The organism is Pseudomonas sp. Q1-7 (assembly GCF_028010285.1).
In the GTDB taxonomy this organism is placed as follows: Bacteria; Pseudomonadota; Gammaproteobacteria; order Pseudomonadales; family Pseudomonadaceae; genus Metapseudomonas.
Genome location: NZ_CP116304.1, coordinates 178,525 through 193,745, shown reverse-complemented (window position 1 = coordinate 193,745; position 15,221 = coordinate 178,525). Strand labels below are relative to the sequence as shown.

The window sequence follows — 15,221 nt, the reverse complement described above, 5'->3', positions numbered from 1 at the left end:
GATCAGTACAGGTAGTGCAGGATGCTGATCAGGGCGATCTGCAGGTGGCCGAACAGGTCCGCCAGGTGCGAATCGCGCGGGTAGAGCTGTACCGTGGCCTTGGCGCCGCTGGGCAGGGCCTGGGGCAGTTGTTCGGTGAGACTGACATGCAGGCGTTGGCGCTGGGCATCACGCACCCAGCGGTCGGATATCGCGGGGGCGGCGAGCTCACCGTTGGCGTCCAGCTGACCTTCCTTCACACCGGCGTCGATAGCGCTGACCCTGGCCCCGAAGATCTGCCCGGGCAGCGCGTCGAAGACCACCGAGGCGCTATCGTCCAGGCGCACGTAGCGCAGGGCTTTTTCGCGGAAGTCGGCGCTGATGTCCGCCTCGTCCGCCACCAGCGCGGCGACCGGGCTGCCTGCGTGGAGAAAGGCGCCCGCGGAGAGCTGCAGGTTGCTCAGGGTGCCGGCGCGCTCGGCGCGAATTTCGCTGTAGGCCAGCCGCAGGCGGGCCTGCTCCAGGGTATTGCGCGCCTGGCGCAGGCGCAGGTTGTCTTTGCCCGCCGCGCCGCGCCGGGCGAGCAGTTCGCGAATTTGTGCCCCGGCCGCGGCCAACCGTGCCTCGGCGGCCTCGCGCCGGGCTTCGGTCTGCTCATAGAGCTGGCGTGACACGTGCTGGCTCCGCACCAGGCGAGCAAGGCGGTCGGTCTCGCGCTGCAACTCGCTGGCCGACGCCCGGGCGGCAGCCTGGTCGGCACGGGCGGCGGCGATGCTGGCATCGAGCTGGCGGTTGTCCTGCCCGGCCTGCTCCAACGCCAGTTCGGCGGACTGCACGGCGAGGCGATAGGGCTCGGGGTCCAGGCGGAACAGCAGTTCGCCAGCCTCGACGTGCTGGTTGTTGGCTACGACCACGTCCAGCACCTGGCCATCCACCCGCGCGGCGATGCGCAGCACCGGGCGGGTCAACTGTGCCTGGGGCGTAATGGGCATCCACAGGTCCGCCACCAGGAAGTAGGCGAACAGCAGGACGAACAGGACGATAGCCGCCTGGACCCGACGGGCGAATCTTTGATCCGGAGTCATGCGTACCTCGAAGGGCCCGCGCAGAGCGCGGGCGGAATGACGAGAACGACAGGGCCTCGACCGCTGCCGCTCATGGAGCGCAGTATATTTATCCGAGATTCGTGGATAATCCCGCCTTAGCGAGAAGCAGCCTTACACAGGGAGTAACAATGGACACACTCAACAGCATGCGGGTGTTCGTGCGGGTGATCGACACCGGCAGCTTCACTGCTGCCGCCCAGGCCATGGACCTGTCCACCGCCCAGGTGTCGCGGCTGGTATCGGAGCTGGAGCAGCAGCTCCAGGCGCGCCTGCTGCATCGCACCACCCGCCGCCTGGCGCTGACCGAAGTGGGCGAGCGCTACCTGCAGCGCTGCCGGCAGATTCTCAGCGAAGTGGACGAAGCCGCCGCCGAGGCACGCGGCGCGCACCTCAAGCCCCACGGCCGCCTGCGTGTGCACACCATGACCGGTCTCGGCCTGCAGCACCTCACCCCGCTGGTGGCGCGCTACACCGAGCTCTACCCGGAAGTGGTGGTGGAACTGACCCTGTCCCAGCGCACCCCCGACCTGCTGGAAGACGGCCACGACGTCATCATCACCTTCGCCCGCGAACTGCCCGACTCGCAGATGGTGGCCCAGGTGCTCGGCCCGATGTTCAGTGTGCTCTGCGCCGCGCCCGGCTACCTGAAGAAGCACGGCGTGCCCGCCGCTCCGACGGACCTCCGGCAGCATCGCTACCTGCGCCTGCTGGACCCGCTCTACGAGGACAGCTGGCTATTCGATGGCGAGGAAGGCGAATTCAACGTGCTGCCCGCCGAAAGCTTCCAGGTGAACGTGGCCGAATCCCTGGCCAAGGCCGCCCAGGCCGGCATGGGCATCTGCCTGCTGCCCTCCTTCGTCGCCTGCCCGCCCATGCGCGAGGGCAAGCTGCTGCGCTTGCTGCCGGAGTACCGCCTGCGCGAGCGCAACATCTACGCCATCTACCCGTCGCGGCGCTTCCTCGACGCCAAGATCAAGACCTGGGTGGAGTTCCTCAAAGCCGAGCTGCCGCCGCTGCTGAGCCAGGATGAGGCCCTGCTGGAAGATTCCGGGTATTGGGCGGACAGCGCCAAATTGTTGCGCAGAGAGAAATAGTTATTCACTGAAACCACTATTTTTAGCCGTTAACGGCCTCCCTAAGATGGCGCCATGTTTCACCAGAAGCCACAGAGAGGCTCAAGTTATGCAACGTAATACGATTTTTACTGCCATTTTCGCTGTATTTTCCCTGTTTTTCTCCCAACTGACCCTTGCTGAAGAGTCCGGCTCATTTGTTGCGCGCAATGCAGCACTGGCCGAACAACGCGCCGAAGCCGCCCACCAGGTCGCCATCGTCAAGCAAGGCGCCGACCAGCAGAAGCCGTCAGACTCCCGCCAGGACAGTTGATCCCGGCCCACCCCGTTCTCCACCTCCTGACGTTGATGCGTGACAGCTCCTTAATCGACGTCCGGTTCAGGCCGCTCATGATGAGCGGCCTTTTTTGTCGGCATCGGAATCGTCGGCGGGACCGCTACGGCTCCAACCGAACCGCGGGTTCGGCCTGTGGGAAAGCGCCAGAAAGCAAAAAGGCCGGCATCGCTGCCGGCCTTTTCGCGTGCGCAGTGCGTCAGGCAGCGGCCGGACGCAGGGAGTAGGTTTTCAGTTGCTCGGCGAAGTCACGCAGGGATTGGATGCCGCTGGCCTCGGCGTCGTGTACCCACTGCTTCATGGCTTCGAGCATCTCGTGGCCGTTGGCGCTGGTCTTGACCCAGATCTGCTGCAGCGCCAGGCGCTTCTCGTAGATCACCTTGAGCGCCTGGCTCTGCTCCAGCATGGCGGCGATGCGCGCCTGGTGGCCTTCGTCCAGCAGGCTGGTCTCGCGCGAGAGCAGACGCTTGGCGCGGCGGAACAGATGACGCACCGACTCGTCGGCCTTGGCCAGTTCCTGCTTCACCAACGGCGCGATCACCAGCTTGCGGTACTGGGCCATGATCTGGAACCGGTTGTTGAGGATGGCCATGGCGGTGTCCATGTCCAGGCTGCCCTTGCCTTCCACGCGGTGGGCGATGGGCGCCACGCGCTGCACCTTGGCCAGGCGCAGCAGGCTGAACAGCTTGATCCAGGCCCAGCCCATGTCGAACTCCCACTTCTTCACCGAGAGCTTGGCGGAGTTCGGGTAGGTGTGGTGGTTGTTGTGCAGCTCTTCGCCGCCAATGAGGATGCCCCAGGGCACCAGGTTGGTGGCGGCATCGCGGCATTCGAAGTTGCGGTAGCCGATGGCGTGGCCCAGGCCGTTGATGACGCCGGCGGCCCAGACCGGGATCCACATCATCTGCACGGCCCAGATGGTCAGGCCGGCGGCGCCGAACAGCGCCAGGTCGAGCAGCGCCATCAGGGTCACGCCGCCGATGGGGAAGCGGCTGTAGACGTTGCGCTCCATCCAGTCATCCGGGCAGTTCTTGCCGTAGATGCGCAGGGTTTCTTCGTTCTTCGCCTCTTCCTGGTAGAGCTCGGCGCCCTTGCGCAGGACCGTCCACACGCCCTTGACCACCGGGCTGTGGGGATCGTCGGCGGTTTCGCACTTGGCGTGGTGCTTGCGGTGGATGGCGGTCCACTCGCGGGTGTTCATGGCGGTGGTCAGCCACAGCCAGAAGCGGAAGAAGTGCTTGAGCGCGGGATGCAGCTCCAGCGAGCGGTGCGCGGAGTAGCGGTGCAGATAGACGGTGACGCTGACGATGGTGATATGGGTCAGCACCAGGGTGACCGCCACCAGTTGCCAAAGCGACAGGTCGAGTAAACCGTTGTACCACATGGATCGCATTGCCTCGGATGAAGGAATCGGGGCTTGTTGGACAAACCAGGGACGGATTATCACAAAGCCACCATGGAAAACCATCCCGTCTTTTAGATAGAAGCCCCCCGGTCGTCGGTTGCCCCCTATAATGCGTCCCTTCGCGTCAGACCCATGCCGGAAAGGCCGCAGCCCATGCGTTCCAAGTTCAGCGCCCTGAGACTGGTGCTGCCCTACTTCATCCTCGCCAGCCTCTGGGTGCTGTTCAGCGACCGCCTGCTGGTCGCCCTGGTGAGCGACCGCGAACTGCTGGCCGAACTGAGCACCGCCAAGGGGCTGCTCTTCGTACTGATCACCAGCCTGCTGCTGTTCGCCCTGGTCTGCCTGCACCTGCGCCACCTGAAGGTCTACCTGGACGCCCGCCGCGCCCACGAAAGCAGCCTGCGCCAGGCTGCCGCGGTGTTCGACAGCACCCAGGAAGGCGTGCTGGTCACCGACGCCGGGAGCCGCATCGTTCACGTCAACCGCGCGTTTGCCCGCATCACCGGGTTCGAGGAGGCCGAGGTGCTGGGCAAGAACCCGCGCATCTTCAGCTCCGGCCGGCACACCCCGGTTTTCTACAAGGCCATGTGGAACGCCCTGGAGAACCGCCGGGAGTGGAGTGGCGAAGTCTGGAACCGGCGCAAGAACGGCGAAATCTACCCGCTCTGGCAGAACATCCGCGCCATCCACGACGAACAGGGCGAGCTGACCCATTACGTGGCGGTGTTTTCCGACATCAGTGCCATCAAGCGCTCGCAGCGCGAACTGGATTTCCTCGCCCACCACGACCCGTTGACCAGCCTGCCCAATCGCCTGGTGTTCACCGAGCGCGTCGAACAGGTGCTGGAACGCGCCCGTCGCGAGAAGCAACACGGCGCCGTGCTGCTGCTCGACCTCGACCACTTCAAGCACATCAACGAAAGCTTCGGCCATTCCCAGGGCGACCTGCTGCTGAAGATGGTCGGAGCACGCCTGCAGGGCCTGCTGGAAGGCGGCATGACCCTGGCCCGGCTGGGCGGCGATGAGTTCGGCCTGCTCTGGGATGACTGCCCCCAGGCCGAGCAGGCCGCCGACCTGGCCGAGCGCATCCGCACCGAACTGGCCACGCCCTTCCGCCTCGGCGGTCACGACCTGTTCATCAGCACCAGCCTGGGCATCAGCCTGTTTCCCAGCGATGACGCCAACGTCGAGCAACTGATGCGCAACGCCGACTCGGCGCTGATCAAGGCCAAGAGCACCGGCCGCGACCTCTATGCCTTCTACAGCCAGGAGTTGACCGAGCAGGCGCGCCAGCGCATCGAGCTGGTCGGCGCCCTGCGCCGGGCCCTGGAACAGGACCAGCTGCGGGTGCACTACCAACCCATCCAGTGCCTGGGCGACGGCCGCCTGATCGGCTTCGAAGCCCTGGTGCGCTGGGAACATCCCGAACGTGGCCTGGTGCCGCCCGGCGAATTCCTGCCCATTGCCGAGGAAAGTGGGCTGATCGGCAACATCGACCTCTGGATGCTGGATCAGGCCTGCCGGCAGATGCAGCGCTGGCTGGAACAGGGACGGGCACTGTCGTTCGTCGCGGTCAACCTGTCCTGCCGGCTGTTCCGCCGTACCGAGCTGGACGGCGAAGTCGCGCGGGTGCTGGCCGCCACCGGCCTGGAGCCGAAGCACCTGGAACTGGAAATCACCGAAAGCGCGGTGATGGAAGACCCGGACGCCGCCGAAGCGCTGCTCGGTCGCCTGCGCGACCTGGGCGTGCGCCTGGCCATCGACGACTTCGGCACCGGCTACTCCTCGCTGCAGCGTCTCAAGCGCCTGCCGGTGCACAAGCTGAAGATCGACCAGAGCTTCATCCGCGGCCTGCCGGGCGACCGCAACGATATCGCCATCGCCCGCGCGGTCACCGCCCTGGGCCACAGCCTTGACCTCAGCGTGCTGGCCGAAGGCATCGAGGAGACCGCCCAGGCCGACTTCCTCCGCGACCTGGGTTGCGACTACGGCCAAGGCTACCTGTTCAGCCGTCCGCTGCCGGCGGAAGACGCCGAGCGGCTCTGGACGGATGCCTGAGCCCACAGCGTCGGCACGCCCCTCGAACAGGAACTTTGGTTATATAAAAATTCTTAAATAGTATTTTTAAGAATAATCAGCACCTGCTTAAGATTCGCTCCACGCCACGCGGTGCCCTTCACCGCGCCCCTCTCTTCAAGGAGCACGATCATGAGCGGGACCCTCCGCAGCCTGGAAGGCCAGGACGACGCCAGCATCCTCCGCGAAATCCGCAGCGCCCTGCACGGCCTGCGCTTCGGCTCGGTGGAGATCACCGTGCACAACGGCCAGGTGGTGCAGATCGAGCGCAAGGAAAAGTTCCGCCTACAGCAACCGACCAATCGCCACAGTTGACCCAAAGCCACTCAAGCCACGCGAGCCAAGCGCAGCCGGCTTGAGGCCCGACCGGAACACCGGAGGGCGCATCGACGACCCCACCCACAGCCCAAGCCAACACCTTGGAAATACCCCGCTTCAGGAGCTTGAACATGTCGATTCGCCGCTTCGCTCTCGCCGCCCTCGCCAGCGCCCTGATCGCCGGCCCGGCCGCCGCCACCGAACTGCTCAACGTGTCCTACGACCCGACCCGCGAGCTCTACCAGGCCTACAACGCCGCCTTCGCCAAGCACTGGAAGGCCGAGGGCGGCGAGGCTGTGAAGGTGCAACAGTCCCATGGCGGCTCCGGCAAACAGGCCCGCGCCGTGATCGACGGCCTCAAGGCCGACGTCGTGACCCTGGCGCTCGCCGGTGACATCGACGAGTTGCACAAACTCGGCAAGCTGATCCCGGAAAACTGGCAGGCGCGCCTGCCCGACAACAGCACGCCCTACACCTCGACCATCGTGTTCCTGGTACGCAAGGGCAACCCCAAGGGCATCAAGGATTGGGGCGACCTGACCCAGCCGGGCGTGGAAGTCATCACCCCGAATCCGAAGACCTCCGGCGGCGCCCGCTGGAACTTCCTCGCCGCCTGGGCCTGGGCCAGGAAGGAATACGGCAGCGACGCCAAGGCCCAGGAGTACGTGAAAGCGCTGTACCAGCACGTGCCGGTGCTGGATACCGGCGCCCGTGGCTCGACCATCACCTTCGTCAACAACCAGATCGGCGACGTGCTGCTGGCCTGGGAGAACGAGGCCTTCCTGGCGTTGAAGGAACAGGGTGGCGAGAACTTCGAGATCATCGCGCCCAGCCTGTCGATCCTGGCCGAACCGCCGGTCGCGGTGGTGGACAGGAACGTCGACAAGAAGGGCACCCGCAAGGTCGCCGAAGCCTACTTGCAGTACCTGTACAGCGAGGAGGGCCAACGCATCGCGGCGCAGCATTTCTACCGGCCACGCAACGAGAAGGTCGCGGCCGAGTTCGCCAGGCAATTCCCGAAACTCGACCTGGTGACCGTGGACAAGGACTTCAACGGCTGGAAGGAAGCGCAACCCAGGTTCTTCAACGACGGCGGCGTCTTCGACCAGATCTACCAGGCGCAATAACGTTGATGGGTTTCGCGCCGCTCTACCCATCCTACGGAGCCCGGTGTACCTCGTAGGATGGGTAGAGCGGAGCGAAACCCATCGAGGGACTCCAGGGAAGGAGCAGAACCAGGCCTGATCCACGGATCGGGCCTGTTTGCTGGAAGCGGCTCGACGGGGCCGGTTCCGGAGAAACCAAGCGTTCCAACGCAGAGTAAGGACAGAACATGTCACGACGCATCTCCCCGGTCATACCCGGCTTCGGGCTGACCCTGGGATACACCCTGGTGTATCTCAGCCTGCTGGTCCTGATCCCACTGGGGGCCCTGTTCCTCAAGACTACCGAGCTGACCTGGGTCCAGTTCTGGGCCATCATCAGCGCCCCCCGCGTGCTCGCCGCCCTCAAGCTCAGTTTCGGCACCGCCCTGGTCGCCGCCCTGCTCAACGGCATCATCGGCACGCTGCTGGCCTGGGTGCTGGTGCGCTACGACTTCTTCGGCCGCAAAGTGATCGACGCCATGGTCGACCTGCCTTTCGCCCTGCCGACCGCCGTCGCCGGTATCGCCCTGACCGCGCTCTACGCGCCGGCCGGCCTGGTGGGCCAGTTCGCCACCGACCTCGGTTTCAAGATCGCCTACACCCCGCTGGGCATTACCCTGGCGCTGACCTTCGTCACCCTGCCCTTCGTGGTGCGCACGGTGCAGCCGGTGCTGGCGGACATCCCCCGTGAAGTGGAGGAAGCCGCCGCCTGCCTGGGCGCCCGGCCGCTGCAGATCTTCCGCCATGTGCTGCTGCCGGCCCTGCTGCCGGCCTGGCTGACCGGCTTCGCCCTGGCCTTCGCCCGGGGCGTGGGCGAGTACGGCTCGGTGATCTTCATCGCCGGCAACATGCCGATGAAGACCGAAATCCTGCCGCTGCTGATCATGGTCAAGCTGGACCAGTACGACTACACCGGCGCCACCGCCATCGGCGTGCTGATGCTGGTGGTGGCCTTCATCCTGCTGCTGCTGATCAACCTGCTGCAGCGCCGCATTGAAACCCCGTGAGGAGCGCGCCATGAGTCACGCAAGCCTGACCGCCGCCGCCTCCGCCAACGCCGCCCGCCGGGGCAGTGCCTGGGGTCGTCGCATCCTGATCGCCGCCGCCTGGCTGGCCTTCGCCCTGTTCCTGCTGCTGCCCCTGCTGGTGGTGCTGAGCGAAGCGCTGAAGCAGGGCCTGGGCACCTTCTTCAGCGCCATCTTCGAGCCGGACGCCCTCTCCGCGCTGAAGCTGACGCTGCTCGCCGTGTTCATCTCCGTCCCGCTCAACCTGGTGTTCGGTGTGGCCGCCGCCTGGTGCGTGAGCAAGTACGAATTCCGCGGCAAGAGCCTGCTGGTGACCCTGATCGACCTGCCGTTCTCGGTCTCCCCGGTAATCGCCGGCCTGATCTACGTGCTGCTGTTCGGCGCCCAGGGCTACTTCGGCGAATGGTTGCAGGACCGCGACATCCAGATCGTCTTCGCCGTGCCCGGCATCGTCCTGGCGACCCTCTTCGTCACCTTCCCCTTCGTCGCCCGCGAACTGATCCCGCTGATGCAGGAACAGGGCACCCAGGAAGAAGAGGCCGCGCGCCTGCTCGGCGCCAACGGCTGGCAGATGTTCTGGCACGTGACCCTGCCGAACATCAAATGGGGTCTGATCTACGGCGTGGTGCTCTGCACCGCGCGGGCCATGGGTGAGTTCGGCGCGGTGTCGGTGGTGTCCGGGCATATCCGGGGCGTCACCAACACCCTGCCGCTGCATGTCGAGATCCTCTACAACGAGTACAACCACGTCGCCGCCTTCAGCGTCGCCAGCCTGCTGCTGGTGCTCGCCCTGGGCATCCTGCTGCTCAAGCAGTGGAGCGAATCGCGTCTGTCCCGCCTCAAGTCGAATGCTGATGAGGAGTAACCACCGTGAGCATTGAAATCCGCAACGTCAGCAAGAACTTCAACGCCTTCAAGGCCCTCGACGCGATCAACCTGGATATCCACAGCGGCGAGCTGGTGGCCCTGCTCGGCCCGTCCGGCTGCGGCAAGACCACCCTGCTGCGGATCATCGCCGGCCTGGAAACCCCCGACGTCGGCAACATCGTGTTCCACGGCGAGGACGTTTCCCGGCACGACGTGCGCGATCGCAACGTCGGCTTCGTGTTCCAGCACTACGCCCTGTTCCGCCACATGACGGTGTTCGACAACGTCGCCTTCGGCCTGCGCATGAAGCCCAAGCGCGAGCGCCCGAGCGAGAAGCAGATCGCCGAGAAGGTCCACGAGCTGCTCAACATGGTGCAACTGGACTGGCTCGCCGACCGCTACCCGGAGCAGCTTTCCGGCGGCCAGCGGCAGCGCATCGCCCTGGCCCGCGCCCTGGCGGTGGAGCCGAAAATCCTGCTGCTGGACGAGCCCTTCGGCGCCCTCGACGCCAAGGTGCGCAAGGAGCTGCGCCGCTGGCTGGCGCGCCTGCACGAAGAGATCAACCTGACCTCCGTGTTCGTCACCCACGACCAGGAAGAAGCCATGGAAGTGGCCGACCGCATCGTGGTGATGAACAAGGGCGTGATCGAGCAGATCGGCGCGCCGGGCGAGGTCTACGAGCACCCGGCCAGCGACTTCGTCTACCACTTCCTCGGCGACTCCAACCGCCTGCACCTGGGCGAAGACCGGCATCTGCTGTTCCGTCCCCACGAGGTGTCGCTGTCGCGCCAGGAAGTGGCCGAACACCGCGCCGCCGAGGTCCGCGATATCCGCCCCCTGGGCGCCATCACTCGGATAACCCTCAGGGTGGACGGCCAGGACGAGCTGATCGAGGCCGAAGTGGTCAAGGACCACGACAGCCTGGTGGGCCTGGTGCGTGGCGAAACCCTGTACTTCAAGCCCAAGGCCTGGCAGTCGGCATCGGCCATGCGCGTGTAGATCCCGACCGCCAGCTCCCCGGCCATAGGGTCATAGCAGGTGCGCGCTTCGCGCAGGGCCAGCGGCGCGCCACGGGATACCGGCACCGGCCGCAACGTGCATGGCCGGCGGCCAGTGATTGCGCAAGCGCATCAGCGCCGAACGCTTCCGCCGCTGGTTCTTCATCGGCCTGCTGCTGCTCGGCAGCGACCTGGCCCTGCGTGGCCTGATCTGAAGCGACAGCGCCGTGCTGGCGGCCGGCGACTGAAAGAATCGACTCGCCCACAGTAAATCACTCTTTCGGGTAGTAGCTTGTAGCCCACGGCGCAGTAGGCTGTGCCGGCATCCATGACGACTCCTCACAACAACAAGAACAGGAGCATCCGCATGATCCGCAAGGCCCTGTTGTACCCGCTGTTCATCCTGCTCCTCAGTCTCGCCGACACCGCCCGGGCGGCCGCGCTCTCCCCCCTGGAACACCTGCAGGTACAGGCCTGCCGCGCCACCAGCAGCCTGCTGCTGTTCCGTGGCGAGGGCTTCCAGGAAGTCCACGCGACGCGCCTGCAAGCGGACCTCAAGGCCCTCGATGCCGCCTTCCGACAGGTCGCCCAGCCCACGGACACACTGCGCAAGACCCGGGAGGTCCTTGTTACCCAGCTGGAGCGGGGCGTTTCCTTCGGCCACAAGGAAGAAGACGTGCCCTGGCGCTATCCCCAGGAACTGGCCAAGGCCCTGCGCGACCTGCTCATCGCCGCCCACACCCAAGCCGGCAACGCCGGCACGGCGGACCTGCCCGCCAAGGTGGAATACCTCAACGTGCAGTACCTGAGCCGCGCCTATATCGGCACCTTCGAGATTTCCCGCGAGAACGCCGGCAGCTACATCGGCCAGGACGAACGCAAGCTGTTGCCGGACATCGACCAGCGACTGGCGCCGCTGGATGACAAGGCCGATCCGGCGGTGGCGAAGCTGAAAACGCGCTGGAGCTTCCTCAAGGCGGCGCTCGCCGATATGAACAGCCAGAGCAACACCCTGGTCAGCGCTTCCGGCCGGCCCTACGCGCCGATGGTGGTGGACCGCCATGCGCGGTCGATGAGCGGGCAGTTGCTGGCGCTGGGCGCCCTCGCCCCCTGAGGAGCGTGGGAGTGACTTGACTCGCGAAGGTAGCGCTGGGTAGTTAGCAGAGCCTGGATGAAATCCAGGAAAGTCCCGCCGCCGCTCCCGGATTGCATCCGGGCTTACCAGCCTGTTCCACGCAAGACCCCCACTCCCGGTGGGAGAGGGGGCATCACTCAGATCGTCGCCTTCTTGTCGCGGATGCAGGTCGGGCCGGCATGAGCGTCCACCGCACGCTCCACTTCCTTGCGCAGCCCCAGCAGGAAGCCCAGCTCGGCCACCACGAACAGCGGCCCGATGATCAGCCCGGCGAGGTCGTCGACGAAGGCCGGTTTGCGCCCTTCGTAGTAGTGGCCGACGAACTGGATCACCCAGCCCACCACGAACATCCCCAGCCCGGCGCCGAGCCAGGCGGCGGTGGCCTGCACGGCGAGGGCTGCGCCCGTCCACAGGCTGAGGGCGAGCAGCACGGCCATTACCAGGCCGTAGCGCAGGTCGAGGCGGACGTAATAGAGCGCCGACACCAGGCCGACCAACGCCGCCGGCGACAGCCACAGGCCAAAGGCCTCGAAGCCCGGCCGCGACAACAGCACGGCGACCGCAACCACGATCAGCGGGATACCGACGAAGTGGGTGGCGATATTGCGGCGGTCGCGGTGGTACTCGGCGTACTTTCCAAGTTGATCGACGAGCGTTTTCATTGTTGTGTCCTCGGGTTTGCAGGCAGTTGCGCCGATAATGGCGCCATGCCCTACATCACCTCTGTCAGCTAGCCGACAAAGCCCATGACTGAATTCAAGCACCTGCGCGACCTCCTGCTCACCGGCCAATGGTTCAGCCAGTTGCCGGCGGCGTTGCAGGACGAGCTCCTGGCCATGGCCCAGCTGCGCCGGCTCACGCCCGGCCAGCGGCTGTTCCGCCGTGGCGACCCGCCCTGCGGGCTCTATGCGGTGCTGGAAGGCGCGATCCGCGTCGGCAGCCTCAGCGAGAGCGGCAAGGAAGCCTTGCTGGTGCTGGTGGAACCGCCCCACTGGTTCGGCGAAATCTCCCTGTTCGACGGCCAGCCACGCACCCACGATGCCTTCGCCGAAGGCCAGGTCAGCCTGCTCCACCTGCCTCAGGCGGCCCTGCTGGTGCTGCTGCAGCAGCGGCCGGAGCACTGGCGCGACGTGGCCCTGCTGATGAGCCAGAAGCTGCGCCTGACCTTCATCGCCCTGGAGGAGATGAGCCTGCTGCCGGCGCCCCAGCGCCTGGCCCGGCGGCTGTTGATGATCGCCGAGGGCTACGGCGGCAGCACCGGTCAGCGGCGGAACATCCACCTGGCCCAGGAACAGCTGGCGATGATGCTGGCGATCTCCCGCCAGACCACCAACCAGATCCTCAAGGACCTGGAAGCCCAGGGTGCCTTGCGCCTGAACTATGGCGAGATCGAAATCCTCGACCCCGAACGGCTCAAGCGCGCGGCCAACGGCAAACCCTAGGGTGGATCACGCACCATCGACTCACCGGCCCTGGAGTGATGGTGGATGGAAAAGCGCCATCCCCCCACAAATGCGCGCGACCAGACTCAGCGCGGCAGATTCTCCCGGTACTGGCTCGGGCTCTGCCCGGTCCAGCGCTTGAAGGCGCGGCTGAAGCTGCTGGTATCAGCGAAACCGAGCAGGTAGGCGATCTCGCTGATGGAGCAGCGCGGATCGCGCATATGCACCAGCGCCAGGGCCTGGCGGGTCTCACCGAGAAGTTGCTCGTAGCTGCAGCCCTCGTCCGCCAGGTGCCGCTGCAGGCTGCGCAGGCTGAGGTGCAGGGTGTTCGCGATGCGCTCGGCGGACGGCTCGCCATGGGGCAGTTGGGCCTCCAGGCAGGCGCGCACCTTGCGTGACCAGGTGGGTTGCTGCAGTTGCTCCAGGGTGCGCTTGAGCACCGCCTCGTTGTGCTCGGCCAGCTCGGCATTGGCGTCTTCCAGCGGCCGTTCGAAATCCTCCACCGCGAACTCCAGCAGGTTTTCCTCGGCGCCGAACACCAGGGGCGCGCGGAACACCTGGTGCCAGGGCTGCGCATCCGCCGGCGGCGGGCGGCGCAGGTGTACGGCCAGGGGCGCGTAGTCACGGCCGATGCGATTGCGGCATGTCCGCACATAGATGGCGGCGAAGGCATCCACCGCTTCGGGAGCGGGCTCGACGCCGTCGGCGCGTACCCGCAGGCGGAACAGGTAGCGGTCGCCCTGGCGGCTGAGGTCCAGTTCCAGCGCGTCGCTGACCACCTGGTGATAGCGCACGATGCGTTCGAACACGTCCCGCAGGCTGGCGCTGGCCACCAGTGCATAGCCCAGGGCATGGAAGGTGGTGGGGCTGACGTAGGTGGAAATCTTCAGGCCCAGGGCCGGGTCGCCGCTGGCTTGCACCGCCAGTTGCCAAAGGCGGGTGGTGGCGGACAGCGGGTAACGCGCGTTGGGGTCGTCCATCAGCGTCGGGTCCAGCTGGGCCTGGCGACACAGGTCGGTGGCATCCAGGCCGAGCGCGTCCAACTGCTTGCGCAGTGCGCGGGTCCAACTGGCGAGGGTGGTCGGTTCGCTCATGGGATTGGCGCGTCCGGTCAACAGGTTGGCATGCACGGTCGGGCGCGGTGCCGGCCTTCGGCGGCAGAGTACGTCCATCGTCAACAAGAGGATGGAAGCATGTCGCGCACGCCCGCAAGTCCCCCCCTGCTGAATGACCAGCAACGATCGGCCCATATTCGCGAAGTGGTGATGGCCCATGGCGACGCGCTGCGCCAGCGCTACCCGCTGTTGCGGCACCAGGACGCCATCGGTACCGGCATTCTCGCCTTCGCTCTGACGGGGATGGTCGGCTCCGCCCTGCTCTACTTGAATGACCAGCTCGCCTGGTGGGCGTGCCTGCTGCTCAACGCCTGCTTCGCCTCGCTGACCCACGAGCTGGAACACGACCTGATCCACAGCATGTACTTCCGCAAGCGCAAGGTGCCCCACAACCTGATGATGGCGCTGGTCTGGCTGGCGCGGCCGAGCACCATCAACCCCTGGGTGCGCCGCCACCTGCACCTCACCCACCACAAGGTGTCCGGCACCGAGGCCGACCTGGAGGAGCGCGCCATCACCAACGGCGAACCCTGGGGCCTGGCGCGCCTGCTGATGGTGGGCGACAACATCATGTCGTCGCTGATCCGCGTGGGCCGGGCGAAAACCTGGGCGCAGAAGCGCAGCATCCTGGCGCGCACCCTCAAGGTGTACGCGCCGTTGGCGCTGCTGAACTGGGGCGCCTGGTACCTGTTCCTCGGCTTCCACGCCATCGACGCGCTGGCCTCGGCCCTTGGAGCGCCCATCGCCTGGGCGGCGGGCACCCTGGAGCTGATGTCGGTCATCGACAGCGCGGTGGTCGTGCTGGTGGGTCCGAACGTCCTGCGGACCTTCTGCCTGCACTTCGTCAGCTCCAACATGCACTACTACGGCGATGTCGAGCCGGGCAACGTGATCCAGCAGACCCAGGTGCTCAACCCCTGGTGGCTGTGGCCGCTGCAGGTCTTCTGCTTCAACTTCGGCAGCACCCACGCCATCCACCACTTCGTGGTCAAGGAGCCCTTCTACATCCGCCAGATGACCGCGTCCGTGGCGCACAAGGTGATGCGCGAGATGGGCGTGCGCTTCAACGACTTTGGCACCTTCGCCCGCGCCAACCGCTGGCATCCGAAGCGCCAGCCGGCTGCCCGCGCGGTGCAACCCACCCTTGGTTAGGGAGCAGGCGGCGCATCGCCGCCCCTATGATCGCGACATCGCGCGCCGCCG

15 protein-coding genes are annotated in these 15,221 nt (G+C 66.0%); 11 read left to right on the top strand and 4 right to left on the bottom strand.

The features are described 5' to 3' along the window. Positions 1–2 precede the first annotated feature (2 nt). A complete protein-coding gene (locus PJW05_RS00895) occupies positions 3–1,064 on the bottom strand; it encodes an HlyD family secretion protein (RefSeq protein WP_271410068.1) in 1,062 nt (353 codons plus the stop codon). A 149-nt stretch (positions 1,065–1,213) separates the two neighbouring features. Between PJW05_RS00895 and PJW05_RS00890 the strand changes: the two genes are divergently transcribed. Then, positions 1,214–2,179 carry a LysR family transcriptional regulator gene (locus PJW05_RS00890; RefSeq protein WP_271410067.1) on the top strand — a complete coding sequence of 322 codons (966 nt, stop codon included), beginning with the start codon at positions 1,214–1,216 and terminating at the stop codon, positions 2,177–2,179. Positions 2,180–2,267: 88 nt separating this feature from the next. Beyond that, entirely contained in the window at positions 2,268–2,471 is a 204-nt protein-coding gene (locus PJW05_RS00885; protein ID WP_271410066.1) for a hypothetical protein, read from the top strand. Positions 2,472–2,691: 220 nt separating this feature from the next. Here PJW05_RS00885 and desA read toward each other — a convergent pair whose 3' ends face one another. Further along, positions 2,692–3,876, bottom strand: coding sequence for a delta-9 fatty acid desaturase DesA (gene desA / locus PJW05_RS00880; RefSeq protein WP_271410065.1), 1,185 nt, complete (start codon positions 3,874–3,876; stop codon positions 2,692–2,694). A gap of 174 nt (positions 3,877–4,050) precedes the next feature. Between desA and dibA the strand changes: the two genes are divergently transcribed. The 7 genes from dibA to PJW05_RS00845 all read left to right on the top strand — a co-directional run bounded on the left by dibA (position 4,051) and on the right by PJW05_RS00845 (position 11,440). Continuing rightward, a complete protein-coding gene (gene dibA / locus PJW05_RS00875) occupies positions 4,051–5,955 on the top strand; it encodes a phosphodiesterase DibA (protein WP_271410064.1) in 1,905 nt (634 codons plus the stop codon). A gap of 150 nt (positions 5,956–6,105) precedes the next feature. Next, complete coding sequence (gene oscA, locus PJW05_RS00870; RefSeq protein ID WP_271410063.1) at positions 6,106–6,288, top strand: sulfur starvation response protein OscA; 183 nt, start codon at positions 6,106–6,108, stop codon at positions 6,286–6,288. 134 nt (positions 6,289–6,422) lie between these two features. Beyond that, positions 6,423–7,418 carry a sulfate ABC transporter substrate-binding protein gene (locus PJW05_RS00865; RefSeq protein WP_271410062.1) on the top strand — a complete coding sequence of 332 codons (996 nt, stop codon included), beginning with the start codon at positions 6,423–6,425 and terminating at the stop codon, positions 7,416–7,418. Positions 7,419–7,624: 206 nt separating this feature from the next. After that, entirely contained in the window at positions 7,625–8,443 is an 819-nt protein-coding gene (gene cysT / locus PJW05_RS00860) for a sulfate ABC transporter permease subunit CysT (protein WP_271410061.1), read from the top strand. Positions 8,444–8,453: 10 nt separating this feature from the next. Then, on the top strand, positions 8,454–9,326 hold the full coding sequence (cysW, locus tag PJW05_RS00855; RefSeq protein ID WP_271410060.1) for a sulfate ABC transporter permease subunit CysW: 873 nt from the start codon (positions 8,454–8,456) through the stop codon (positions 9,324–9,326). 5 nt (positions 9,327–9,331) lie between these two features. Beyond that, a complete protein-coding gene (locus PJW05_RS00850; RefSeq protein WP_271410059.1) occupies positions 9,332–10,327 on the top strand; it encodes a sulfate/molybdate ABC transporter ATP-binding protein in 996 nt (331 codons plus the stop codon). Positions 10,328–10,693: 366 nt separating this feature from the next. Beyond that, a complete protein-coding gene (locus PJW05_RS00845; RefSeq protein WP_271410058.1) occupies positions 10,694–11,440 on the top strand; it encodes a hypothetical protein in 747 nt (248 codons plus the stop codon). 158 nt (positions 11,441–11,598) lie between these two features. Here the strand turns inward: PJW05_RS00845 and PJW05_RS00840 are convergent, their stop codons facing one another. Further along, positions 11,599–12,123, bottom strand: coding sequence for an Mpo1 family 2-hydroxy fatty acid dioxygenase (locus PJW05_RS00840; RefSeq protein WP_271410057.1), 525 nt, complete (start codon positions 12,121–12,123; stop codon positions 11,599–11,601). A gap of 84 nt (positions 12,124–12,207) precedes the next feature. Between PJW05_RS00840 and PJW05_RS00835 the strand changes: the two genes are divergently transcribed. Further along, positions 12,208–12,903 (top strand): Crp/Fnr family transcriptional regulator, encoded by a 696-nt coding sequence (locus tag PJW05_RS00835; RefSeq protein WP_271410056.1) that lies wholly within the window; start codon positions 12,208–12,210, stop codon positions 12,901–12,903. A gap of 86 nt (positions 12,904–12,989) precedes the next feature. On the opposite strand, the gene PJW05_RS00830 is transcribed toward PJW05_RS00835, so the two are convergent. Continuing rightward, positions 12,990–13,997: an AraC family transcriptional regulator gene (locus PJW05_RS00830; protein WP_271410055.1), complete on the bottom strand. Its 1,008-nt coding sequence runs from the start codon at positions 13,995–13,997 to the stop codon at positions 12,990–12,992. A 99-nt stretch (positions 13,998–14,096) separates the two neighbouring features. Here PJW05_RS00830 and PJW05_RS00825 point away from each other — a divergent pair, with 99 nt between their 5' ends. After that, a complete protein-coding gene (locus tag PJW05_RS00825) occupies positions 14,097–15,170 on the top strand; it encodes a fatty acid desaturase (protein ID WP_271410054.1) in 1,074 nt (357 codons plus the stop codon). The last annotated feature ends 51 nt before the right edge of the window (positions 15,171–15,221 follow it).